The organism is Microbulbifer okhotskensis (assembly GCF_023895975.1).
GTDB lineage: Bacteria > Pseudomonadota > Gammaproteobacteria > Pseudomonadales > Cellvibrionaceae > Microbulbifer > Microbulbifer okhotskensis.
The window spans coordinates 43613-67878 of sequence record NZ_JALBWM010000014.1 but is presented as its reverse complement, the minus strand read 5'-3'; the positions used below and the strand labels follow the sequence as shown (position 1 = coordinate 67878).

Below are 24266 nucleotides of genomic sequence, written 5' to 3'. Positions count from 1 at the left end.
AGCGGTACAGTGACTATGGGGCTATAGCTGCATGAAACTGTCCGAAGTGTTGATACCTGCTCAAGGTTTTTAGCCAGATGTCCGGGCTGGCCACCACGAGATCTACTGTTTTTTGGCCACGACTTTTTCTTTCGGTTGAGATCGCTAGCAGGCGGTTTACTGCCATTGAGATTATTTAACCCTAGACGATTCGAGAGTTGAATGCAGGTTGACAACAATCATCAACATATTGAAAGATGCTTTCAGAGCGGAGAGGCGCTGGTATCTTTCACCAGTAATTTTTCGGCTTCCTTTACAGGCTTATTGATGTCAATTGACCTTCTCATGGGATAGCAATGTGCGACAGTAATATCGCATGATTTTCTGAAAGTGATTTTTCCTGCTGTATGGCTTCTGGCTATCTTTTAGTTGCCGAGCCATATCCTGCAGCTGGTGGATTGTTTTTTTTGGGTGTATTGATTTACAGTGGGCTTGATGGGTCTATTTGACGCGGACTTACAAAAGAAAAATATTTCCGCAATCCCCTGTGAAAATTTGTCAAGCTTATTTGTGGATTTTTCTGGATAGTTACCAATAAGGCTTCACAATACTCCCATCAAGCCCCCCCTGACAGTACCAATCAGTGTTGTTTTGCCACACCGTATAGCAGACAGCTAGCGTGCCACTCGGACTTTCTTTACGCAACTTAGTTTCACAAGGCATTACACTGCGCCCTCTAGTAAGTCGCACAAACTGTAAATCTCACGGCCATCTCATTTATCATATAAACCAGACTTCTCTAATACAGTTTTCTTATGCAAAAACAGAAAATCACCATAATCAACAAACTTGGCCTCCATGCCCGCGCAGCCAGTAAGTTTGCACAAACATCATCGCGCTTTTCATCCGATGTCAAAGTTCTTTGTCAGGGAAAGTTTGTCGATGGAAAAAGCGTAATGGCTCTGATGCTACTGGCTGCAGGAAAAGGGACAAAACTTGAGCTAGAAATTCACGGCGCAGATGAAGGCGCGGCCCTAACAGCCATTTGCGCACTGATAGACGATCGCTTTGGCGAAGCTGAGTAGCATAAATCGCCTCATTGCTGGATAGCATCCCTCAATAAGAATAGAATTCACGTATTCCAACTACCATTGCCCTAATCACTCCCAGCTGTAAGGATTTGTTGTGCCCAGTCCTCCTCAAGCCGAAATCAAGTTCCGCGCGCAAAACCAGCTGGGTGAGCTGTATGCTGCGCTGGATAGCGGCACGGGGCAGGAAGTCCGGCGCATGCTCAAGACTCTGAGCCCTCAGAGTATCGCCCAGCTGCTGGAAAGCTCCCCTCCCCGTATTCGCCAAGTACTCTGGAACCTGGTCAACCGGGAAATTGAAGGTGAGGTCCTGCAGGAACTCACCGACGATGTACGCAGCCAGATCCTCGCCACTATGGATACCGAAGAAATGGTGGCGGTGATGGAGGGTCTGGATGCCGATGACATCGCCGACATACTTCAGCAACTCCCCGAGCGTGTAGTGGCTGAAGTACTCTCGTCGATGAGCGAAACCGACCGGCTCAGAGTTGAGAGCGTACTCGCCTACGACGAAAGCACCGCCGGCGGCCTGATGGATACCGATACCATTTCGGTCCGCCCAAACCTGACTCTCGATGTGGTACTCCGCTACCTACGGCGTCACGAGCAGCTACCCGAGGCTACCGATAGCCTGTTTGTTATCAACCGAAAGGGCCAGTATATCGGCCTGCTGCCACTCTCAAAGCTACTGACCACTGACCCATCGGTGACTGTTCGCGAAGTGGTCAATACCGATGTCGAGCCCATCCCGGCAGATATGCCCGACACCGAAGTGGCCCGGCTATTTGAAAAGTACGATTGGATTACTGCACCGGTAGTGGATGAAGATAACCGGTTGTTGGGGCGCATCACCATTGACGATGTCGTGGACGTCATCCGTGAAGATGCCGATCACTCACTGATGAGCATGGCCGGTCTCGATGAAGAAGAAGATACCTTTGCCCCGGTAAGACGCACTGCACGCCGAAGAGCTGTTTGGCTGGGAATTAACCTGCTTACCGCACTTCTCGCCTCCTGGGTGATCAGCCTTTTCCAGGTCACTTTGGATAAAGTGGTCGCCCTTGCGGTGCTTATGCCAATTGTAGCCAGTATGGGCGGAGTGGCGGGCAGCCAGACTCTTACCGTGGTCATTCGGGGGATGGCGCTGGGCCAGATCGGGCGCAGCAATTTAAGCTGGTTACTCTCACGTGAACTCGGTTCTGCCGCCCTGAACGCGATGCTGTGGTCTCTGGTAATGGGCCTTATCACAGCACTGTGGTTTGGCAACATATGGATCGCAGTCATTATCGTCGCCGCGATGCTGATCAACCTGCTAACCGCCGCACTTGCCGGGGCAACACTGCCCGTAGCACTGCGCGCCATGAACATAGACCCTGCCCTGGCAGGTGGGGTAGCACTGACTACAGTCACCGATGTAGTGGGCTTTATGTCCTTTCTGGGCCTGGCCTCCTGGTACTTTTCCTAGGCCCAGCCTCCATCACTCACAGAAAGCGAATTGACGATGTACGAATACGATGACGATGACGACCTGCCAAAAAGTAAAACCCAGGTCAAAAATGAAATGCTCGAATTGCAGGGCCTTGGCAAGCAGCTGACTGAACTGACCAAGGCGCAATTGGCCGAAGTCCCTCTCGATGAGGGCTTACTTGAGGCCATAGAAACCCTGCACCGGATCAAGTCCAACGAAGCCCGCCGACGCCAGATGCAGTATATTGGCAAATTGATGCGCCATGTCGACCACGAGGCTATTGAAGCCGTACTGAACAAATTTAAAGAGCAAGATCACCACTATCTGCGCTTTGACAAAATGGCTGAAGCTTGGCGAAAGCGTCTCCTAGAAGAAGGCAATAATGCACAAGGGGAGTTCTTTAGTCAGTACCCCGGTGTAGACCACCAGCAACTGCGGCAATTGGTCAGGGATTCGAACCGAGAGATCCAAAACAACAAAGCCCCTACGAACCAGCGCAAACTGTTCCGTTACCTACGCGACTTCTTTATCCAGGAAGCCCAACTGTAAAAAAACAGGTCAGTGACCGGCGCCATAAGATGGCTGAAAGTCCAACCTCAACCTGCCCCACTAGCGTCAAACGGCAGAGAGGTCCCGCCGCCCATCGCCAGATGGGCTTGACGAGAAGCTCAGTTAAATCTGGTATTTTCGGCTAGGGCGCTTTTTTTCTCTTTGCCGGGATAAAATCCAACGACAAAGAATTGAGGCAATAGCGAAGTTTGGTGGGCTCTGGCCCATCTTTAAAGAGGTGCCCCAGGTGTTCGCCGCATTTTGATAACACCTCTGTACGCTTTAGCCCCCAACTGTAATCATCTCTCAGCACAATATTTTGCGGATAAGCCACGTCCCAAAAACTGGGCCATCCAGTACCAGATTTATATTTTTGCTCAGAACTAAAAACCGGCAAACGGCACCCTGCTGTCACGTATACCCCTTTCTCTTTGTTGTAGAGCAGCTTGCCGCTGAATGCGCGCTCTGTGTCTTTTTTCCACAGAATTTTGTAGCGGTCCTCCGGCAGGATCTTTTTCCACACTGACTTGGGGATTTGCTCGAGCCCCGCACCCTTCTCAATACGATGCTCGGCTTCGGCAACCGTCATACTCTGAATGCGTTGATCATCGTCTGCCTCAGAGCAGGCTGACAGGGTAAAGACAGCGACAAGAAGAGGAACCAATATTGGAGACCTGTCCATCTTAAGTGCTCCTTTCACAAGGGAAAAATGACCACTAAAAGATTAGATGACGATTGCCCGTTGCCGTTAAGAACACGAGGACTTTAACCCGCTATTAAGCAGCAGGCGGGGCCTGCTCGTCCGAGCTGACCTCCATGGGTGATTTGTCGTCCCTATACTCTGAAACCGCACCCTGGCGTTTTGCGCCATCTCCATCAAACAGCTTTTCGAAACGCATTTGAGGGGCCGCCCAACCCCCACTGATACGATAACTCACGCTGGCAACCTTCTTGACCTGCTTTCTAAATGCCTTACTGATCAAATAGACGCCCGCCGCAGCCGGAAGCCCTCCCGCCAATGCCGCGACAAGGGCCAGGTTATTCCCCACAGGCAAGGTCGCCACCAGGGTCAAATCCAGATCTTCACGCAACAGGTTGACCCGCCCGGCCATTTGCAGCTCACTGGTGGGCCCCTCCACCTGGATAGGCACAGCAATAAGAAGCTGCCCATCGCCTTCGAGCACAACTTCCCCCCTCACCCGGTCAAAAGCCATTCCGCTCTTGTAAAGATCAGAGAAATCCAGGCGTAGGCGCCGGGCCCAGGTATCGAAATTAAACAACGACAACAAACGCAGTACCGTAGAACCGGTGGCGCCGGTCGAACGCAGGAAGCGACCATCGCGGATATCGATCTTTAACTCGCCCGACAGCAGGCTACCTTTCACCTGAGTGGGTGAACCCTTCCACTGCAGAGCAGTATCGAAGCTGGCTGATTTACTCTCAATTACAGGCTGATGGCCCATTTCCCGCTGAATATCTGCGAGATCATCAGCCACCAGGCGGCCGATAAATTGCGACGATTCCTGCCCTTCGGCATCCCTAGCCCACAACAGTTGAGCACCCAGGCGCTCATCACCTTTATCGCGGCCCGTCAAACGAAACCCTCTTACCACACCATGGATATCATTCAGCAGCAGACGGCCTTCAGATGACCTTAGCTTAAATGACCAAGGCCCCATGTTCTCATCACCCACTTGAAGAGTGCTCGCGCTAAAATCGATATTAGGTATGCGGGTAAAGTCAAAACGAACCAAAGGATCTGAGGCCTCTTCGCTAAAGGGGTCGAGAGGAAATTCATCTTGGCTAGATTCGCTCTTTTTTTCTGGCGAGGGAATGCGTAAATGAGTGAGTTTCAACCGCAGCGGCGCATCCCCTCCCAGGCTACCCGTTAAATCGCCTGCGGCCATTTCACTGTCAAAATTCAACTGCCAGTCGGCACCCTGTCCCAATCCAGTCACATGGATATGGTCAATCTCTACAGATCCCAACTGCAGCTGATCAGTACTGAGGTCCAGTCGGATGGGAAGCGGCTGGGCAGGCTTTTCTCCTTGCTTGGCGGGAGCAGTACTTCCGCCGGCAAGACTGGCAACCGTCGGGCTTACCGAACCGGTTGAATGATAAATACCCAGAAGCTTTTCCCAGCGCGGCAGATCCACAGTAGAAATATCACCTGTGACGCTCAATTCGCGCTCCAAAGGCAACTGGGCTTCGGCATTCAGGGCTATTGCAGCGCGATCCAGCTCACCGTCAATCAGCCAAAACTGGCCCTGTAAATGCTCTCCATAATTCATATGGAACAAACTGCCCTGCTCCCCGATAGGCACCCTTAGTACAAAATTTGTTTCTGTCGGCGCTTCTTTCCCCAATGGCTCTGGCAGGTTCACGGCCACTCCTGCGAGGTTGGACGTCAGCTCAAACACAGCGGCATAAGGAGCACCTTCGGATTTGGCTGGGAGAGTGACCAAGGCCTGGTAATCCATTGCGCCTTCCAACCATTGCAACTCCGGGCGCGAGCTCCAGGCATGGACGGATTCGATCAGCGCACTACCATCCACGACTACCTGGGTGTTCCTTGCTTCGCCTTCACCAAAGTGGCGTATACGAGCAGTTAGCGGGCGCCCCCACAGCTTGCCGTCCAGCAGAGTCCCTTCTAGCCCCTGGCTACTATCGTACTTAATCAGACCACTTAACGCGGTAGCATCAAGACGCAACCCCTCCAGTGTGAGATTTCCTTTATCCAGGTTTAATTCGATGTTTTGGCGGGGTGCTAGCGAAGCACCACCTAACGGCATAGTCAGAGCCAGAACCCCGTCCAGCTGCCCGGACAGGGACCAATCGTCAAAAGCTTGCCCGAGATGATCCCTCAACGGTGACTCCCGCAACAGGCGCAAGCCATCAGCCGCTGGTCCGGCCACACCGGTACGAACATCTAAGCGCGACCCTTTAGATGCGAGCGGAGTGACTCCAACCTGAATGTCACGCGCATCCATATTCCATAACTTGGCCCGATCCGCATTGACCCGCACAGTGCCATCATCAAGTAACAAACGGCCATCTACGTCTCTGACTGCCGGCCATTCGCTGGCATAGTCCAAACTGGCCCCTGAAAAATCGAGGGCCAACTGGATGGTTCTGCGCTTGGGGTGAGCTCCCAGAATACGCAGGGACTCATCCTTGCCCTCTTTGCGGTAACTGCTGCCACGGTAGACAAAGGCAGCACTTTCTACTCGCCCACGGTTGTCCTCACCCAAACCACTCTTCAACCATTTACGCAGGTCATCGCTGACAATAAACGGGACCAGATCTTCCTGAACAGCTACTTCGGTATCATTTAAAGACAGTGAAAGCACCAGCTCTGATGGCCGTGTCTGGGCATAAAATGGCAGCGTCAGTAAAAACTGACCACCGACATTGCCAAGCTCACCTTCTAGATGAAGAGGTCCAGATAGAACGCTGACTTCATTAGATTCTTTATCGACGGTCCAGGCGATAGTGCCGCTGGCCCGCTCAAATGCGAATGAATTTTTATACAGGCTGGGAAAATGAGCCCCGAGAACACTGCCATCGAGTTCAACCCGACCACTGGCACCTTCGAGCTGCAGATAGCCACTCAAGTGAGACACTGCAGGCGCACCACGGAAAGCATCCACGCTGATATCCTGCAATTTTGCACCCAGCTCAAATTGACGACCGGCTCCTGCTCGCAGGTGCACGCTGTGCAGCTGCCCGCTGGGTTTTAGCGCTCTAAGCCACTCGTCGGCAGCGCCTTCCAGCAGCTCCAGGCGACTTAAGATGCCGCTCCATCCCGCCAGGTCCACCACATCGGCCATCAGAGCCAAGCCTTCCCGGTCGCTGCTCATCTGCAAATTGAGCGGTGGCATCTCCAACCCTTGCCAGTCAATTTGAATATTTTGTAAAGCAAGGCGCCAGTATTCACCCGGCAACCAGCGACCAGAAAGATCGCCCGAGAAAGCCTGCAGGGGAACCAACGCTGGCTCCTCTATCGCAGCCACTTCCACATCAGCGGAACTCTCCACCTGCGCAAGGTCCACTTGCCCCGCTATGCGGTAGCCATTATCTAAGTCGCTGCGAAGCCAAAGACGGCCGTCTGCCCATTTGCGACCGCGCCAATGGAAACGATCGGGCAATGGAGTGAGTTCATGTAGCAAGGCGACGATGTCATCATCCAGCAGCAATTCATTTAGCTGTATATAACCTTGCAGGGAAAAGTGTTTCTTATCTTTCGGGTTACCGCGCCCCTCCAGAATAACTCGCAAGGTCTCCTCATCAGCCTGACTGCTCTCTCCGTCCCGGGAGATAAAAGCACGTGCGGTCAGTCGATGGAAATTCCCACTATTTTCCAGTTGAATCTCCGGCAGGTTAACTTCGGCCAGCTGCTCGTCGGGAAGCCGAACGGTGATGGCCGCATTGCGGATTTGAATCTTGGGGCTGAGCTGGAAAAGACGAGCGGGGTCTGCTGCCTCGGAGTTGGTCGCGGCATTTCCTTCAAGTTTCAACGGCACATCAGGAAACCCCTCCAGGTGCCACTCGCCCTTCCCATCGCGACTGAGCGCCGCAGAAAAAGAGTGCATCTGCAGGTCTTTCCAAACCAATTCTCGATTCCACAGGCTCGAAAGCAAATCCAGCTGGAAGAGACCGTGCCCCATACGCAGCTCGCCATTTTCACCCAGGCGTAATCCATCCAGCTGCAGCGCGACCTCGAGAGCCTCCCAGTGCAAGGATATGCGATCCATTTGCACTGGAACTCCCAACTGCTCCGTAAGCCAGTTGCTGATCTGGGGACGATAGCTTTCCACTTGCGGTGAGAGCAGACGACCCGTCTGCACAATAATTGCCAGTGCGATCACCAAGCTCACCGAGAGCAACCAGAACTTTCTTGCAATCCAGCGTATCGCAGCCATCGCTACACCCTCGCCACCGAACAGACATCAACTCCGCGCAGATAACGCACGCACAGCACCTGCCGGTAAGTGATTAATGGATTACACAAGAACAATGTCATACTGCTCTTGGTTGTAGATAGGCTCTACCTGGAACTGAATAGGCCTGCGAATAAATTCCTCCAGATCGGCGACGTTTGCCGACTCTTCGTCAAGTAAGAGATCAATCACCACCTGACTAGCCAACACCATAATTTTCTCACTGTCGTAAGCACGCGCCTCGCGGAGAATCTCTCGAAATATCTCAAAGCAGACAGTCTCCGCGCTTTTCAGCGTGCCGCGCCCGCCACACACCGGGCAGGACTCACATAAAATCTGCCCTAACGATTCCCTTGTACGCTTGCGGGTCATCTCCACCAGCCCCAATTCGGAGACACCGGTAATACTCGACTTGGCGTGATCCCTCTCCAGGGTTTTTTCCAAGGTTCGCAGCACCTGCCTCTGGTGTTCAGGGTCCTTCATATCGATAAAGTCGATAATGATGATACCGCCCAAGTTACGCAGACGCAGCTGGCGGGCAATCGACGTGGCAGCCTCCAAATTGGTCTTGAAGATAGTTTCTTCCAAGTTGCGATGGCCAACAAAAGCGCCGGTGTTCACATCAATCGTGCTCATCGCTTCCGTTTGCTCAATAATCAGATAGCCACCAGACTTCAGAGTTACCTTATTGTGTAGTGCCTTTCTTATTTCCTCTTCGACACCGTACAGGTCGAACAGGGGGCGTTCACCGGGATAGTGCTCCAAACGACCGGCAATTTCCGGTGCGTACTTCCCCGCAAACTCTGCCGCGCGCCCATGGGCCTCACGGGAGTCTATACGAATCTTTTCGGTATAGGGGCGCGCAAGGTCACGCAATGCACGCATAAATAGCGGAAGGTCTTCATAAATAACTGAGGGCACCGCACGTTCTTTTATACGCAGCTCCAGCTCCCCCCAAAGTTTGTACAAAAACGGGATATCCCGTAACAACTCTTCTTCACTCACGCCTTCCGCAACAGTGCGTAAAATAAAACCGCCATCCGCTGACAAGCCGCCCTCAGCAAGGCGTTGGGACGCGGCCTCGACCAGCTGACGCAAGCGCTCGCGCTCACTTTCAGCCTCGATACGGTTGGAAATGCCGATATGGCGGGTCTGTGGCATATAAACAAGGTAACGGGCGGACACTGACAGATGAGTCGTCAGGCGGGCCCCTTTGCTACTGATCGGGTCTTTAACCACCTGCACTATGAGGGATTGTCCCTCCCTTACCAAGGCCCGGATATCTGCCACCTCGGCCTCGCGCGCCTCCATACCCTCATCGTCGAGAGGGGCAATATCTGACGCGTGAATAAAGCCTGCGCGCTCAAGGCCAATATCAACAAAAGCCGCCTGCATGCCCGGCAATACGCGAATAACTTTACCTTTGTAGATATTACCTACAATCCCGCGCCGTGCACTGCGCTCCAGGTACACTTCCTGAAGCACACCATTTTCTACCAGTGCAACCCGGGTTTCAGTCGGCGCGACATTAATTAACAGCTCTTCACTCAAGATTGGCCCTCCTGCCAATAAGGAATTCCCGCATGTTCCAGCATGGGGACCAGAGCTTCCAACGGAAGCCCTACAACATTGCTATAACTACCACTCACAGCTTCCACCAAAGCGGCACCAAAACCTTGGATACCGTAACCGCCCGCTTTATCTGCCGGTTCACCGCTTTCCCAGTAGGCAAATATCTGGGCCTTGGACAAGTGACGAAAACGGACTCGGGTTTCAACCACCCGACTGAATTGGCGCTCTTCTGTGCGCAGGCACATAGCGGTAAATACCGAGTGCTCGATACCAGAAAGGGTCAACATCATGGATTCAAAGTCACTAAAACCCAGCGGCTTCTCCAGCAACCTCTCCCCCACCATCACAACGGTGTCTGCGCCCAGAGACCAAAGCCCGCCTGCACCTCCCGCAGCCTGCAACCCGGCAATCGCCTTATCGTGGGCCAAGCGCTGAATATACTCCAAAGGGCTTTCATCAAATTGCCGCTGTTCCACAACCGCGGTGGCCAACTGGGAAAATGGCACACCTATCTGTGCCAACAATTCAGCGCGGCGCGGCGAACCAGAGGCTAGAAGAAGTCGATTGTCACAAACGATTTTCGTCACTGTACTAGATGTTCCCTGTGGGCCAGCGGCTGATTATAGCGATACTGATCGAAAATTGATCGATTTTTTACACTGATTTACAGTTCTGACGAGACAGTCAGTGAACGTGAAGGCGACCAGAAAAGCTTCTGAGCCAAGGGGCAACCCAAGGCCAAAGCAAAGCAGTGGTGAGTGCGGGCCATAGGAACGTCAGGCCAGGCATCGACTTCCCCTCCAGGCCATGCACCCAATTGCCCACTACCTGGTGAATACCCACCAGCACAAATACCCACAACAACTGCTGGGCGGGGTTGAATGCCCGGGTACGCTGATAGGTGAGCAAACTGAAATAGGCGAGAACCGCCAATGCCAGAGCATGGCTGCCCAAACTGGCCCCGGTCGCTAGGTCCTGCAGTATGCCGATTACCCAGGCAAAGCCCACCCCCAGACTCTGAGGCATCCGGGTGATCCAGAATATCACCAGCAATGCGGGGAAAGCGGGACGAAACCACAGCCACTGTTGCGGCAGAGGCATTACTGCAAGTAGCAAGGACAACAGAATAGTGACCGCGATAAACCAGCGGTTATTCGCTTGCAACGGCCTGACCTCCGCTGCTAATCACGGCCAGCACGAAGCGGCTGCGATTCATGCGTCCACGGGGCAACACCTCTGCCTCCGCAAAGGGTTTGCCGGGATCTCGCTGAACCGAAATCACCTCCCCGACCGGGTAACCAGCCGGAAAACGGCTACCGAGCCCCGAACTCAGTAGCAAGTCACCCTCTCGGATATCACTGGTGTTGGCCAGGTGGCGCAACTTCAAGCGATAGAGATCACCGGTACCCTCAGCAACCGTGCGCATGCTGTTGCGCAGCACCTGCACAGGAATGGCGTGGCTAGAATCAGTAATCAGCAATATACGACTGAAGGACCCACCGGCCTCTATCACCTGCCCCAGTAAACCGCTGGCATCCATAACCGGTGTGCCCACATCAATGCCATCATCTCGCCCCTTGTCGATCAGCAGTACATGCTCCAACGGATCTGGTGAAACCCCGATAACCTGCGCAACCAACACCCGGTCATCAACCACCTCAGCCGAATTCATCAGCTCTTTCAGCTGAGTATTTTCCGCCTTTACCGCAGCCAGCAACTGACTGCGCTGCTCCAGCAACAGTACCTGGCGTTGCAGACGGCTGTTTTCCTCTTGCAGCTCCTCGCGGGAGCGAAACTGATTATCGGCCCAATCACCGATACGCTCAGGTGCGTCGGTGACCCAATAGAGAGGGGCGATAACCCCGGACAGTTTTTCACGAACAGGCTGGAACCAATGGGTATAGTGATCCGAAACGATCAACGCGATGGCAAGTATAGCGAGGAGGCCCAGGCGGTATTCAGCAGAGGGACCGCGGGTAAATAGCGGTTTCACAGGCAACCCCCTCTTTATTTATAGTGATTGTTATTGTGAAGAAGCAAGCCGCGCAGACTCATCGATTGTGTACGCAACCCAATAAGCATGGGGCTTTCGAGCATCCCCGAAAGCCCTGCTGGCTCGCGCAGCGCCAGCCATTAATTCGACATCAAGTAAAGTCGATTGCGATCCAACATATCCAGGGCCTTGCCGCCACCGCGGGCAACACAGGTCAAAGGATCATCGGCCACAATTACTGGCAGGCCGGACTCTTCCATCAATAGGCGATCCAGATCCCGCAGCAAAGCACCGCCACCGGTCAACACCATACCGCGCTCTGCGATATCAGAAGCCAACTCCGGAGGGGATTGCTCCAGTGCACTTTTTACCGCCTGCACGATACCGGTCAGCGGCTCCTGCAGGGCTTCAAGGATTTCATCAGAATTGAGGGTAAAGCTGCGGGGTACACCTTCAGCCAGGTTGCGGCCACGCACATCGATTTCACGGACTTCACTGCCTGCGTAAGCACAGCCAATTTCCTCCTTGATACGCTCAGCAGTCGCATCACCAATCACACTGCCGTAGTTACGACGCACATAATTGACGATAGCCTCGTCAAAGCGATCACCGCCGATACGCACTGAATCAGAGTAGACCACGCCGTTCAGGGAGATAATAGCAATCTCAGTGGTACCGCCACCGACATCCACCACCATGGAGCCGCTCGCCTCTTCTACATTCAGACCAGCACCGATCGCCGCCGCCATCGGCTCCTCGATCAGGGAGACTTCGCGAGCTCCCGCCCCCAGAGCCGATTCGCGAATCGCCCGACGCTCCACCTCTGTCGACTGACAAGGCACACAAACCAGAACTCTCGGACTCGGGCGCATCCAGCTATTTTCGTGCACCGTTTTGATAAAGTGCTGCAACATTTTCTCTGTTACCTGAAAGTCCGCGATAACGCCGTCTTTCAGGGGACGAATTGCAGTGATATTGCCCGGAGTCCGACCGAGCATGCGTTTGGCGTCAACACCGACAGCCTCAACGATTTTTTGGCCATTGTAGTGACGGATAGCGACGACAGAAGGTTCGTCGAGTACTACGCCTCGATCGCGAACGTAAATCAGCGTGTTGGCAGTTCCCAGATCGATGGAGAGATCACTGGAAAACATACCCCGCAAACGTTTAAACATGGAATTCAATTACCTTGTACTAATTGTCAGCCCCCAGGTCGGGTACTGCGGGCGCGGCTTATTTTATGGATATAAATCCTAATTAGTCCGCACAAATAATTCTGAGTTCCGAGCCGCATTTCGAATCGGAATCTACGTAATATACCGGAGCCTCTCATCACACGGCAGGATTCGGCAAACTCTAACAACGGCATCGCATCAGAGCAAGGCTGAAGGCGAGCCAATTCAGAGCCGGCATTCAATACGGCCCTGACCGGTGAGAATATAAACCCACTGTGCTAAATTTGCGGGTCCTGCCTGACGCTAACCGTCGGAGCAGTTTTCGACTCGCAACTCAAGCTGGAGGAGCCCATCACCATGGCAGTGGATACGCAAACTGTAGAAAAACTGGCGGAGTTGGCCCGTATCGCCATATCCAAACAAACAATTGAGGAGGTCAGCAACCGCCTCGGGGATGTGCTGCAGTTGGTGGACCAGCTGCAAGCCGTGAATACCGACGGTATTGCCCCAATGGCGCATCCTCTGGATGAAATCCAGGTACTGCGTGCCGACAAAATAACAGAATCCAACAACCGCAAGGACTTCCTCGAGCTGGCCCCTCAGACGGAAGATGGTCTCTACCTGGTCCCCAAAGTGATTGACTAAACGGCGAAAGATCCACGAAGTCTGCCCGAATACCCAGCCCTCAGCCCGCCCAGAGCCATTTAGGGAAAAATATGCATCAGCTTACTATCGCCGAGATCATCCGCGGATTGCGCAGCAAAGAGTTCTCAAGCACTGAGCTAACCCGTCATTTACTCGGCCGCATCCAACAGCTGGATGGCAGCTACAACAGTTTTATCAGCATCACTGAAGAAAAAGCGCTGGCACAAGCCAAAGCCGCAGACCAACGCCTGGCCGATGGCGATGCGCCCGTATTGTGCGGTGTACCGATTGCCCACAAAGATATCATCTGCACAAGCGGTGTACGCACCAGTTGCGCCTCGAAGATGCTCGATAATTTTATTCCACCTTATGACGCCACGCTGGTAGAAAACCTCAATACAGCCGGCACCGTCACACTGGGTAAAACCAATATGGACGAGTTCGCCATGGGCTCCTCCAATGAAAGCAGTTACTACGGCCCGGTGAAGAATCCCTGGGACACTGGTTACGTACCCGGCGGCTCCTCTGGCGGCTCCGCTGCTGCCGTTGCCGCCCTGCTGGTACCGGGCGCCACCGCCACCGATACTGGCGGCTCTATTCGACAACCTGCGGCACTGACCAACACGACTGGCCTAAAACCCACTTACGGCCGTGTATCCCGCTTTGGTGTCGTTGCCTATGCCTCTAGCCTGGATCAGGCCGGCCCCATAGCTCGCAATGCCGAGGACGCCGCCCACCTGTTGTCCGCCATGGCCAGCCACGACCCGAAGGACTCTACTAGCCTGGACCACCCGCATACAGATTTTACTGCCGGGCTGGATAATTCCGTTGCAGGCCTCAAAATTGGTGTACCCAAAGAATATTTCGGTGAGGGACTCAACCCGGAAACCGCGAGCCGGGTGCAAGATGCACTGAAGGAGTTAGAAAAACTCGGGGCCCAGCTGGTGGATATCAGCTTACCCCACACAGAGCTGGCCATTCCCGCTTACTATGTCATCGCACCGGCAGAGGCCTCCGCCAACCTGTCCCGCTTCGACGGCGTGCGCTACGGCCACCGTTGCGAAGACCCCAGTGACCTGCGCGACTTGTATATGCGCTCCCGCGGCGAAGGCTTTGGCGAAGAAGTTCAACGCCGTATTTTGGTCGGCACCTACGCCCTGTCAGCGGGTTATTACGACGCCTACTACAACAAAGCCCAACAGGCGCGCCGCTTGGTCAAGCAGGACTTTGTACAGGCCTTCGACAAGGTGGATGTCATCATGGGGCCCACCACGCCCTCTCCCGCGTTCAAGTTGGGCGCCAAAAGTGCCAACCCTATCGCCATGTACCTGGAAGATATCTACACCATCGCCACCAATCTGGCGGGGCTACCGGGCATGTCTATCCCCTGTGGCCTAGTCAACAATATGCCCGTAGGCCTGCAAATCACCGGAAATTACCTGGATGAGGCGCGCATGCTCAACATCGCCCATCAATATCAACAGGTAACCGACTGGCACAAAGCCAGCGCCGTATAAGGAGATCTATCGTGGAATGGGAAATCGTTATCGGACTGGAAATACATGTCCAGCTATCCACCCAGTCAAAGTTATTTTCCGGCGCCAGTACCCGCTTCGGCGCCGAGCCCAATACCCAGGCCTGTGCCGTGGACCTGGCCATGCCCGGCACTTTGCCCGTACCCAATGAAGAGGCCTTTCGCTACGCCGTCATGTTTGGCCTAGCCATGAATGCGGAAATCGGCAAGCGCTCCATTTTCGAGCGCAAGAACTACTTTTACCCGGACCTTCCTAAAGGCTACCAAACCACCCAGCTGGAGCAACCGATCGTTGGCCCCGGTGAAGTTGAGATTCACCTGGAAGGTGGCAGTCACAAAAAGATTCGGCTGCACCATGCACACCTGGAGGAAGATGCCGGAAAATCTCTACACGAAGATTTCCAGAGCATGTCCGGTATCGACCTCAACCGCGCCGGCACACCACTAATAGAAATTGTTTCTGAGCCCGATATGCGCAGCGCTGTCGAGGCCGTCGCCTTCCTGAAGAAAATCCACAGTATCGTAACCTACCTGGGTATTTCCGACGGAGATATGTCCCAAGGATCCCTTCGCTGTGACGCCAACGTTTCCGTGCGCGTAAAAGGCACTGATAAGCTGGGCACGCGCACGGAATTAAAGAATATAAACTCTTTCCGCTTTGTCGAGCGCGCAATCAAAGTCGAGGCCGAACGGCAGATTGATATCCTTGAAAATGGCGGCAGTATTACGCAGGAAACTCGCCTCTACGACGCAGACAAAAACGAAACCCGCTCAATGCGCAGTAAAGAAGTGGCCAATGACTATCGCTACTTTCCCTGCCCCGATTTACTCCCGGTATCCCTCACTGACGACTACATCGAACAGCTGCGCGGCACTCTGCCGGAACTGCCAGACACCAAGGCCTTACGGTTCCAGTCCGAATACCAGTTATCAGTCTACGATGCCGACCAAGTGACTCAGGAGCGTGCCAGCGCAGACTTTTTTGAAGCCGTTTGCAAATCCTGTGGCGAGCCCAAACTTACAGCCAACTGGATTAACGGTGAACTGGCGGCACTGCTCAACCGCCAGGGAATCACCATCCACCAGTCGCCGGTTTCCGCTGAACAATTGGCCGGACTTATCTCGCGTATCAAGGACAACACCATTTCCAGCAAGACCGCCAAACAGGTTTTTGAAGCCATCGCTGACGGGGCAGGTAATGCCGATGAAGTCATCGAAAAGCGCGGACTCAAACAGGTGTCTGATACCAGCGCGATTGAAAAAATGGTAGACGATGTTATCGCTGCAAGTCCCACCCAGGTAGAAAACTATCGTAAGGCTGACGAATCAAAACGGCCCAAAATGATGGGCTACTTTGTTGGCCAAATCATGAAGTCCTCCAAAGGCCAAGCGAATCCGCAGATGATCAACAACATGCTCAGGAAGAAGCTGGGCGAGCTACTTTAAAGACCAATACTCAAATAGCCAGAGCTGGGAATACCCGGCCACCATTAACGCAGTAAGGAAAAAGTTTTGAGCCTGAAAAAAGACAAACAAAAAGTACTCGGAGAAGTTTTCGACGAGGAGCGTATCGCTGGTTTCCTGACTGGAGAAGCCCCCAAAGGGGTTAACCGGGATCACCACCTGCTCGAGCGCGCCTATCGCAGTATGAAAGCTGAAAGTTTTGCCACTTTTGTACAATTGTTTCTCGCCGAGGGCCTAGATCTAAATAGCACCGGTCCCGATGGGAAAACCCTGCTGGCCCGGATCAGTAATCACCGCCAAAGCCACGAATACAGCGATATATTAAAGACCGCTGGCGCTAAGTGATAAAACACGGGTAGCGCACCAGCGAAAGGTAAGTATATGACTTCAAATCCTGTTCACGGTATCGACGCACTGGTGCGCGGTGTCCACTTAATAACCCGGCGTGAGTTGCGCCCTTTTATTTTAGTGCCCCTGCTGATCAATCTGGTGCTATTTATTATTATCAGTAGCATCATGATTTCACAGCTGGGAGGGCTTAGCGACTATATCAGCAGCCTGCTTTCACACGCGCCAGTCAATACGGAAAATATGTCCTGGTGGGAATCCATCATGGCCAAAGGCGCCGCCTGGACAGCCAGTGTTTTTCGTTGGCTAGCCTGGACTGTTGCACTGCTGGTACTTTTCCTTTTCTTCCTCGTCTACGGCTATTTGTTCAGCATTATCACCAATATTATCGCCGCCCCCTTTAACGGTTTACTCGCAGAAAAAGTAGAAGAACTTCTTACCGGGAAAGCACCACCAGCGGAACCTATAATGCAAATGGTATGGCGTACTCTGGGCCGGGAATTACGCAAGCTGGGTTACTTTTTAGTTTGGGGTATCATTGTATTTATTATTGCCACCATCACCAGCTGGACAATTTTTATCCCTGCGATACTAACCGCCACTTGGGGCGCCTGGTGCATGGCTATTCAATATATTGACTACCCACTGGATAATCACCAGCGTCCATTTGATGAATTAAAAACGGTTTTGCGCCGTCGTAAATTAACCAGCCTCGCTTTTGGCGGAACGGTAATGCTGGCTAAAATGGTGCCGATTTTAAATATCTTTGTGATGCCCGCCGCCGTCGCTGGCGGTACCGCACTTTGGATTGAACGCCTGCGGCAGGAAGGTGATCCTGGCAACGCAGCGCAACTCCTCCAGTAGCCAGCCAGTCTTATTTGATGCCGCAAAGTATCGATAAGAGAAAAGCCCTCTCACCCAGGGGGCTTTTATTTTTCTCCACAGGGCACATATCAAGGATCACTTTTCCCCTTTATCTATAGGGGGCTAGAGTGAAGACAGGCGGCGAAAAGTGAAACCTGAAACCGCCTTTCAATGACTCGTTCTGATACGCTTAACAGCCAGGCTACCGACCAGAAGTCTTCTTTTTCTTAAGCGCTCTATACCAAGGCTGCTGCTCCTTGGCAATGTAAGCTGTTGCTGATAGGCATTTCGCCAAACCTTCCAACTCTCTGTCAAGCACGTCAACTGGAAGCTTCCTGTCCACCATCTGCTGAACCCTGTCAGCCAACAGCGCATTTTGCAACCCTTCAGGCTTCTGTATACCCGTTTTTAAAATCTGAGGTATCCACTTGGACAAGTCGTCTATCGTAATCCGGTCATTTCCCTGATCTGGATATTTTTCAAAATCATCATCAAAGGCCAAGCCCGAATCATGCTTTAAAAAAATGTCATTCAAGTGCCGATTGGACTCTTCAAAGCGCATAAAGAATTGCTTAGCAACATTCCTTGACGGCTGCAACTCGGCAGTCTCTCGCAACATCATCGGTTTCAGCTTATTAATATCGGACTCGGCCACCCCCAGCTTTAACAAGTCGTGAGTCAACAAAAACTCTTTTCGCCCCACACCTTCGTTAACGAATCGGCTACTTATTTTCACCCCCCCCCCAAGCAACAATAAAAAATCACTAATAATATCGCCACCATGTAAGGTCGCACGAGTAAACGATCTAACCATAAGAGAGCCGGTCCCAAAAACTGCTTCCCACAATTTCAATTTGGCAAAATAATCGTAGTAAGCTTCGATATTCTTATCAAAAGCTGGGAAAGCCCCCTTATCGTGTCCAAGTAATTTACTCGAGGAACTTCGATTTGACGCCGCGCCACGCGCGCCCTGTTTTTTAAACGAAATTGCTTGCAGATCTTGTCTACGCAGGTAAACAATTACCTGGACATCATCAAAATACTTAGCGCAAGTCCGTTGAACTTCTTCGATATCTTCACGCTGATGGAAAAAACACAGATGCTCAGCGGAAACAATTACTCTATCACTGCTGCTTGTGGCCAAAAGAGCGGCAAGGCGCTTATTCAGCCGAAAAACAACCTCGTCATTTTGACGACAGACTTCAACACAACCTGAGGAATTTCCCTTTTTTCCCAGCGACAGAAATTCAATGCCGGCTGTGCCGAGCACTTGTACCTGCTCTTTCAAGGCTAATTGAAGGGAGCTTGAACCTGTTTTGTGGAAGCCAATATGTAGATAGAGGGTGCGCATCCGAATTATTACTGTAATTTTTAATAAAAAAACATGACCGAATCCAGGCAAGCCCCAATACAGCTGGAGCGCTCCCTAGCTACCGAATGATTACTCGGGTAGCAGACTAAACCTGATTAATTTTAGGACAAAATAGAGAGGCGGGAAGAAAATATAGCCACTTCTGGTACATTCGTCACAATATCGGCTTTAACAAAGTACCAAAGGCTTAATAGCCACGGATATTAATACCCGAATTTCAATAGCCGGTATTTGACAATATTGACCACACAACTCAAACAGCTGGATTTGGCGAGGTATTTGAAAGCTATAAAAAGCAGACTTGAGCCTATGGCCATGTCTTAACGCTTTGGCTGGATTGGCACTGGGGTCAAGTTCTGATGAGGTGGCAGGGAGCCACTTCAGGTAATGGAGCCCAGAGATCTGCTATTTCAGTATTGCAATCGCCGGATCGGGGACCTGTTACAACTATCGACTAAAGCGCCACACCAGAGCCCTCACCGCTTCCGGCGACAGCCCCAGTTGGTTTCAGAGGAGAAGTGGGATACAGCGCGGCACATTGATTAGTACGGGAGAAGCGTCTCCCAAACCACGCTTGCGTTTCGACTCAGTAACGCCGTGGGCGGCGATGCCCACCGCTACCGCCCCGGCGACCATCACGACGGCCATCACGATCGGAATGGCTGCGCTGAATATGTACCTTGGGCGGCTCTACCAAAAGTTCCTCAGGCGGCACTTCACACTTCAGCTTACCGCCGAGCAACTGCTCGATAGGTTCGAGGCGCATAGCATCGTCCTCACAGGCAAAACTGATAGAAGTTCCTGTTTTACCTGCGCGCCCCGTACGGCCGATACGGTGTACGTAATCCTCCGGCTCCTCCGGCAGTGTAAAGTTCACCACATGACTGATACCGTCGATATGGATACCGCGCCCAGCCACATCAGTGGCAACCAAGACCTTAGTTTTACCTGACTTAAAGTCATCGAGGGTACGCACTCGCTTGTTTTGAGCCACTTCCCCAGAGAGTAAGCCGGCAGGAATCCCGTGTGCGAGGAGGCGCTCATGCAAACGGCGGCACTGATCGCGGCGGTTGGCAAACACAATCAGGCTATCCACTTCTTCCCGCTGCAATATGTTGTAAAGGAGCGAGTACTTCTCCTCACTCGCAGACAGGTAAACATGCTGCTCCACAGAATCTGTAGCAACTCTTTCCGGCTCAATTTCAATCACCACCGGTTCATCGGTCCATTGCTCTACCAGGGAATCGACCTCAGGAGTAAAGGTTGCGGAGAAGAACATTGTCTGACGGTGGGTTTTTCGAGGAGTTTGACGCACGATACGGCGCACTTGGGGGATAAACCCCATATCCAGCATGCGATCCGCCTCATCGATTACCAAAACTTCGGCCTGGTCCAGATAGCAGTCACGGTTGCCGACGAAATCCAGCAGGCGTCCCGGTGTCGCAACCAGGATGTCTACCAATCGTTCATTCAAATTGCGCTGCTGCTTTTCATAATCCATACCGCCGACCAGGGTATGAATCTCCAGATCGGTGTATTTGCACAAATCCCTGGCATCATCTGCAATCTGCATCACCAACTCGCGTGTCGGGGCAATAATCAAGGAGCGTGCCTCACCAGCATAGCGCTCCCCCTCAAACGGATGCTTGAGGAGATCATCTATCACCGTCACCAGGAATGCTGCTGTCTTGCCAGTACCGGTTTGCGCCTTGCCTACCAGATCGTGGCCGTTGAGTGTGTGCGGGAGAGAGCGCCCTTGAATGGGAGAACAGTATTCGAAACCCAGATCGTGGATTGCGCGCATCACTTCGAGGGGCAGCCCCAGATCATGAAAGCGTACTTTACCCTCCTGTTCAGGCACCTGAAACTCATCCAGAGACCAGGGCTTAGCGGCTTCTTGTGGCTCTCTGCTGCGCTGCCGCCCTTTATGAGCCGCCCTGTCGCCGCTCCTGCGCGTTTTCCCCTCCTGTTGCGTGGACTTGGCGCTCCCCTTGGAGGCCGTTTCGGGTGACTTTTGCACCTCTTCTCGGCGCCCGGAGCTCTCTTCTCCCCGGCGGGAATCCTTGTCCTCTTTGGAGGAGGAACGGCGGAACAGCTTTCCTATCAAGTGAAATACTCGCTAAAATGTTCAAATAATCGGCGAGTATACCACCTCTACGTGGCACCCTGCCCGCTATAGTGGCGGCACAACCAATAATCCACGCTAAAAAAGCGCCCACCGCCACTGCAAAATAGAGCCAGCAGCATAATGAGATAGGTTGCGGAGAACTCAATACCGTTCTTCAGGATCGTGACCCCCCCGCTCTCCACCAGCCATTCGTAATTGCCATGCTCCTTCAGTAGATCAACGATTTTTTCTTTACGCACAGCTGCTTCATCCAGCAGGTCCTTGCGCCATTCCCAAGGTACACTCAGGGTCTTGTCTGGCAGCGCCGACCAGCCATTATCCCAGTGGGCAGTGACCGCAGCTACGGCCATTACAAACATCAGAGGAATTGCCACCAAGCGTGTGGCAAACCCCACCAGAATAGCGATACCACCAAAAAACTCTACCAATGCTGCGAGCCAGGCCATCAGCATGGGCGCGGGCAACCCCAGGCCCCAGTCCGGATTTCCAAACCACGCCGCGACCTGTTCGATGTTATTCATTTTATTCAAACCAGCCAATATAAAAATTGGCGCCAGGTAAATCCGCAGCAACAGCGGCCCCGACCAATCAATTTTGCGCACATAATGTACAAAGCAGTTATACCCGCGGCTCAGGCAATTCATTGCACCACTCATTTAAATCACTCTCTCATCAGTGTCTTTGTTCACTTTAGTCGAGCGATTCCGCTAACTCTTACACTCAACCCGAAGTAGGGCATGGCAAAGCGCATCTATGCTTGCACAGTGCGGTCAGCTGGAGAGTCATCAGGTGGGAGAAACGTACGTACTGGTTCACGGCCTTTTCCATGGAGGCTGGTGCTGGGCCAAAGTAGCCAGATACCTGCAAAATCTCGGGCACCAGGTCTTTACGCCGACCCAAACCGGCTTGGGGGAGCGCAGACACCTTCTTTCACCCGACATCGGGCTGAGCACGTTTATTCAAGACCTGATCAATGTGATTGTGTATCGGGAGCTACAGCAGGTGGTTCTGGTGGGGCACAGCTTTGGCGGCATGGCAGCAGCCGGTGCCGCCGATGCACTACCGGGACGGATTCGGCGACTGGTCTATCTCGACGGAGCAATACCTGAACCGGACCAGCCTTTTAGTATCCAGCTCCCCGAGGGCACTTTGCAGGAAAGGTTGAAACAAGCAAGAAAGATAGATGGCACTATTTGTATGATGCCCCCAGAGCCAGGCCTGTTGGGAGTGACTGAGCCCGAGGATATTCAATGGCTGAAGCGCCGGATGACCCCACACCCAATGAAAACCCTGCTCGACCCTATTCACCTTCGGCGGAAACCTGAAGACGGACCGCCATGTACCTTCATCCACTGCACCCAGCCACAGTACCCGCCAGCGGTATACAGCAGCCGAAAAGCCAGGCAGTTTCGTGGCTGGCGATACCGGGAAGTGAAGATGAACCATGACTGCATAATCAATAGGCCCCAACTGGTGGCCAAACTTCTTGCGGAATCCCTTTAATTAGCACTGGGCTACAGAGCTATTCGTGCCGTAGAATGTCGGGCCTTTTTGCAGTAACGCCCCGCCCGCCCCAAGTAAGTTGAAAGCTTTTCCAAATACCCGGCTCAGCGCCTGTTTCAGCTGCAACTGCGCACTGCGGAGCATTTAACAGGATTAATTTGTTGTCGAAATTAGCCCAAACCCCACAATCATCCACCAACGCAAGTGACAACAGCCTGGGTTTCCCCTTGTTCAAGTTTTACCGGAACGCCACCAAGACCGAATTGTCGCACCTGACTACCCTGGGAGGTCCGTTGGTGGTCAGCAACCTCGCAGTGGTCAGCATGGGCGTTGTCGATACTCTGGTGGCCGGGCGCGCCGGCGAGGTCAATTTGGCCGGACTGGCTTTGGGGTCGAGCATCTGGGCAGTTTGCGCGGTCACCTTGATTGGGTTACTCGCTGCGATTTCACCCGTGGTCGCTCACCTGCGCGGCGGGCGAGACGAAGAAGGCTGCTCCAAGCAATTGCTGCAAGCCCTATGGATTGCCCTGATAGGCGGTATTATCGTCGTTTCGGCATTACTTGCTGTTCCGATCTGGAGCCATTGGATCGATACAGAAGAACCTGTTCGCCAGGTTTTGGAAGGCTATGTCCTGGCTCTCACCGTGGGTACTCTGCCCTTTGCTCTGGGCACTGCATTGCGCGGCTACTGCGAAGGTATGGGGCAAGTTCGCCCAGTAATGCGTATCTATATCACCGCAGCGATTTTAAATATCCCGCTGGATATTCTTCTTGTATTCGGTGCCGGCCCCATACCCGCGATGGGTGGCGCCGGGTGCGGCTGGGCTACGGCTGCGGTCAGCTGCCTGATCGCACTGGCACTTTTCTGGCACGCCAACAATGATCCCGTATACCACACCTTGAGACTGAAGCTAATTCCGCCACGCCCCCATTGGCCGACTCTGCGACACCTGTTGGCCGTAGGCCTGCCTATCTGCGTAGGCGCTGCCAGCGAAGTAACCTTTTTTGCCAGCCTCACCATACTACTCGCCCCCTATGGCGCCGCTATTGTCGCCGCCCATCAGATAGGTATGAGTGTCGGCTCCGTATTTTATTTGGTCGCCCTGGCTTTGGCCCAAGCGCTAAGCATTCGCACCGCCCAACTTCTCGGGCAGGGGCGGCCAAAGCGCGCACGCTTCTGTGGCAAGGTGGGTATCGGCAGCGGCGTTATTTATGCATTGGGGACGGGAATACTACTGATTACCCTGCGCACCCTGTTCGTGCAGGCCTATACCAGCAACACAGAAATTATCGCAGTGGCAACTAACCTGCTACTGCTCTGCGCCGCTTTTCAGCTGGTAGATGTCGCCCAGGCCATGACTTGGGGCGCACTGCGCGGATACAAAGATACGGGGGCGCCCATGTGTATCCAGCTTTTCTCTTACTGGCTGGTGGGACTTTCCAGCGCCTATTGGTTGGGAGAGAATTTTTGGGGAGTATATGGCTACTGGGCCGGAGTCTGTATCGGGCTGGGGGTCGCCTCTATTCTGCTCGGTTTCCGCTTTTGGCGGACCAGCCGCAGGGCGATTAAACGGGCCTATGGATACGCGTAATTCGGCGTGTATCACATTCCCAGGGAACGCTTTGACTATACTGGCGCTCCAA

The 24266-nt window shown here is 53.1% G+C and carries 20 protein-coding genes; 10 read left to right on the top strand and 10 right to left on the bottom strand.

The features are described from left to right. Positions 1 to 794 precede the first annotated feature (794 nt). The 3 genes from MO867_RS05490 to yjgA all read left to right on the top strand — a co-directional run bounded on the left by MO867_RS05490 (position 795) and on the right by yjgA (position 3084). Positions 795 to 1064: an HPr family phosphocarrier protein gene (locus MO867_RS05490; RefSeq protein ID WP_252465235.1), complete on the top strand. Its 270-nt coding sequence runs from the start codon at positions 795 to 797 to the stop codon at positions 1062 to 1064. A gap of 100 nt (positions 1065 to 1164) precedes the next feature. Further along, the gene (gene mgtE / locus MO867_RS05485; protein WP_252465234.1) at positions 1165 to 2532 is read left to right on the top strand and encodes a magnesium transporter; all 1368 of its coding nucleotides are present in this window, start codon (positions 1165 to 1167) and stop codon (positions 2530 to 2532) included. 36 nt (positions 2533 to 2568) lie between these two features. Then, the gene (yjgA, locus tag MO867_RS05480; protein ID WP_252465233.1) at positions 2569 to 3084 is read left to right on the top strand and encodes a ribosome biogenesis factor YjgA; all 516 of its coding nucleotides are present in this window, start codon (positions 2569 to 2571) and stop codon (positions 3082 to 3084) included. 142 nt (positions 3085 to 3226) lie between these two features. On the opposite strand, the gene msrB is transcribed toward yjgA, so the two are convergent. The 7 genes from msrB to MO867_RS05445 all read right to left on the bottom strand — a co-directional run bounded on the left by msrB (position 3227) and on the right by MO867_RS05445 (position 12764). Beyond that, positions 3227 to 3766 (bottom strand): peptide-methionine (R)-S-oxide reductase MsrB, encoded by a 540-nt coding sequence (gene msrB / locus MO867_RS05475; RefSeq protein ID WP_252465232.1) that lies wholly within the window; start codon positions 3764 to 3766, stop codon positions 3227 to 3229. A gap of 94 nt (positions 3767 to 3860) precedes the next feature. Continuing rightward, positions 3861 to 8006 carry a YhdP family protein gene (locus tag MO867_RS05470; RefSeq protein ID WP_252465231.1) on the bottom strand — a complete coding sequence of 1382 codons (4146 nt, stop codon included), beginning with the start codon at positions 8004 to 8006 and terminating at the stop codon, positions 3861 to 3863. An 81-nt stretch (positions 8007 to 8087) separates the two neighbouring features. Further along, a complete protein-coding gene (rng, locus tag MO867_RS05465) occupies positions 8088 to 9575 on the bottom strand; it encodes a ribonuclease G (protein ID WP_252465230.1) in 1488 nt (495 codons plus the stop codon). Further along, entirely contained in the window at positions 9572 to 10183 is a 612-nt protein-coding gene (locus MO867_RS05460; protein WP_252465229.1) for a Maf family protein, read from the bottom strand. Before MO867_RS05460 ends, rng begins: the two co-directional genes overlap by 4 nt. 97 nt (positions 10184 to 10280) lie before the next feature. Further along, a complete protein-coding gene (gene mreD, locus MO867_RS05455; RefSeq protein ID WP_252465228.1) occupies positions 10281 to 10760 on the bottom strand; it encodes a rod shape-determining protein MreD in 480 nt (159 codons plus the stop codon). Next, positions 10747 to 11589, bottom strand: coding sequence for a rod shape-determining protein MreC (mreC, locus tag MO867_RS05450; protein ID WP_252465227.1), 843 nt, complete (start codon positions 11587 to 11589; stop codon positions 10747 to 10749). Before mreC ends, mreD begins: the two co-directional genes overlap by 14 nt. 140 nt (positions 11590 to 11729) lie before the next feature. Beyond that, positions 11730 to 12764, bottom strand: a complete 1035-nt coding sequence (locus MO867_RS05445; RefSeq protein ID WP_252465226.1) for a rod shape-determining protein — start codon at positions 12762 to 12764, stop codon at positions 11730 to 11732. Positions 12765 to 13121: 357 nt separating this feature from the next. Here MO867_RS05445 and gatC point away from each other — a divergent pair, with 357 nt between their 5' ends. The 5 genes from gatC (at position 13122) to cysZ (ending at position 17619) form a co-directional block, all read left to right on the top strand. After that, positions 13122 to 13409, top strand: a complete 288-nt coding sequence (gene gatC, locus MO867_RS05440) for an Asp-tRNA(Asn)/Glu-tRNA(Gln) amidotransferase subunit GatC (RefSeq protein ID WP_252465225.1) — start codon at positions 13122 to 13124, stop codon at positions 13407 to 13409. A 71-nt stretch (positions 13410 to 13480) separates the two neighbouring features. Next, complete coding sequence (gene gatA, locus MO867_RS05435) at positions 13481 to 14926, top strand: Asp-tRNA(Asn)/Glu-tRNA(Gln) amidotransferase subunit GatA (RefSeq protein ID WP_252465224.1); 1446 nt, start codon at positions 13481 to 13483, stop codon at positions 14924 to 14926. An 11-nt stretch (positions 14927 to 14937) separates the two neighbouring features. Then, complete coding sequence (gene gatB, locus MO867_RS05430) at positions 14938 to 16389, top strand: Asp-tRNA(Asn)/Glu-tRNA(Gln) amidotransferase subunit GatB (protein ID WP_252465223.1); 1452 nt, start codon at positions 14938 to 14940, stop codon at positions 16387 to 16389. A 66-nt stretch (positions 16390 to 16455) separates the two neighbouring features. Next, a complete protein-coding gene (locus MO867_RS05425; protein WP_252465222.1) occupies positions 16456 to 16752 on the top strand; it encodes a PA4642 family protein in 297 nt (98 codons plus the stop codon). Positions 16753 to 16788: 36 nt separating this feature from the next. After that, positions 16789 to 17619 (top strand): sulfate transporter CysZ, encoded by an 831-nt coding sequence (cysZ, locus tag MO867_RS05420; RefSeq protein ID WP_252465221.1) that lies wholly within the window; start codon positions 16789 to 16791, stop codon positions 17617 to 17619. A 202-nt stretch (positions 17620 to 17821) separates the two neighbouring features. Here cysZ and MO867_RS05415 read toward each other — a convergent pair whose 3' ends face one another. From MO867_RS05415 to MO867_RS05405, 3 genes are all read right to left on the bottom strand, one after another. Then, on the bottom strand, positions 17822 to 18970 hold the full coding sequence (locus MO867_RS05415; RefSeq protein WP_252465220.1) for a hypothetical protein: 1149 nt from the start codon (positions 18968 to 18970) through the stop codon (positions 17822 to 17824). Between the two features lie 607 nt (positions 18971 to 19577). Then, positions 19578 to 21098: an ATP-dependent RNA helicase RhlB gene (rhlB, locus tag MO867_RS05410; RefSeq protein ID WP_252465219.1), complete on the bottom strand. Its 1521-nt coding sequence runs from the start codon at positions 21096 to 21098 to the stop codon at positions 19578 to 19580. Positions 21099 to 21145: 47 nt separating this feature from the next. After that, entirely contained in the window at positions 21146 to 21763 is a 618-nt protein-coding gene (locus MO867_RS05405; RefSeq protein WP_256473809.1) for an HvfX family Cu-binding RiPP maturation protein, read from the bottom strand. Positions 21764 to 21908: 145 nt separating this feature from the next. Between MO867_RS05405 and MO867_RS05400 the strand changes: the two genes are divergently transcribed. Next, positions 21909 to 22622, top strand: coding sequence for an alpha/beta fold hydrolase (locus MO867_RS05400; RefSeq protein ID WP_252465217.1), 714 nt, complete (start codon positions 21909 to 21911; stop codon positions 22620 to 22622). A 161-nt stretch (positions 22623 to 22783) separates the two neighbouring features. Next, entirely contained in the window at positions 22784 to 24214 is a 1431-nt protein-coding gene (locus MO867_RS05395) for an MATE family efflux transporter (RefSeq protein WP_252465216.1), read from the top strand. Positions 24215 to 24266: the final 52 nt, after the last annotated feature.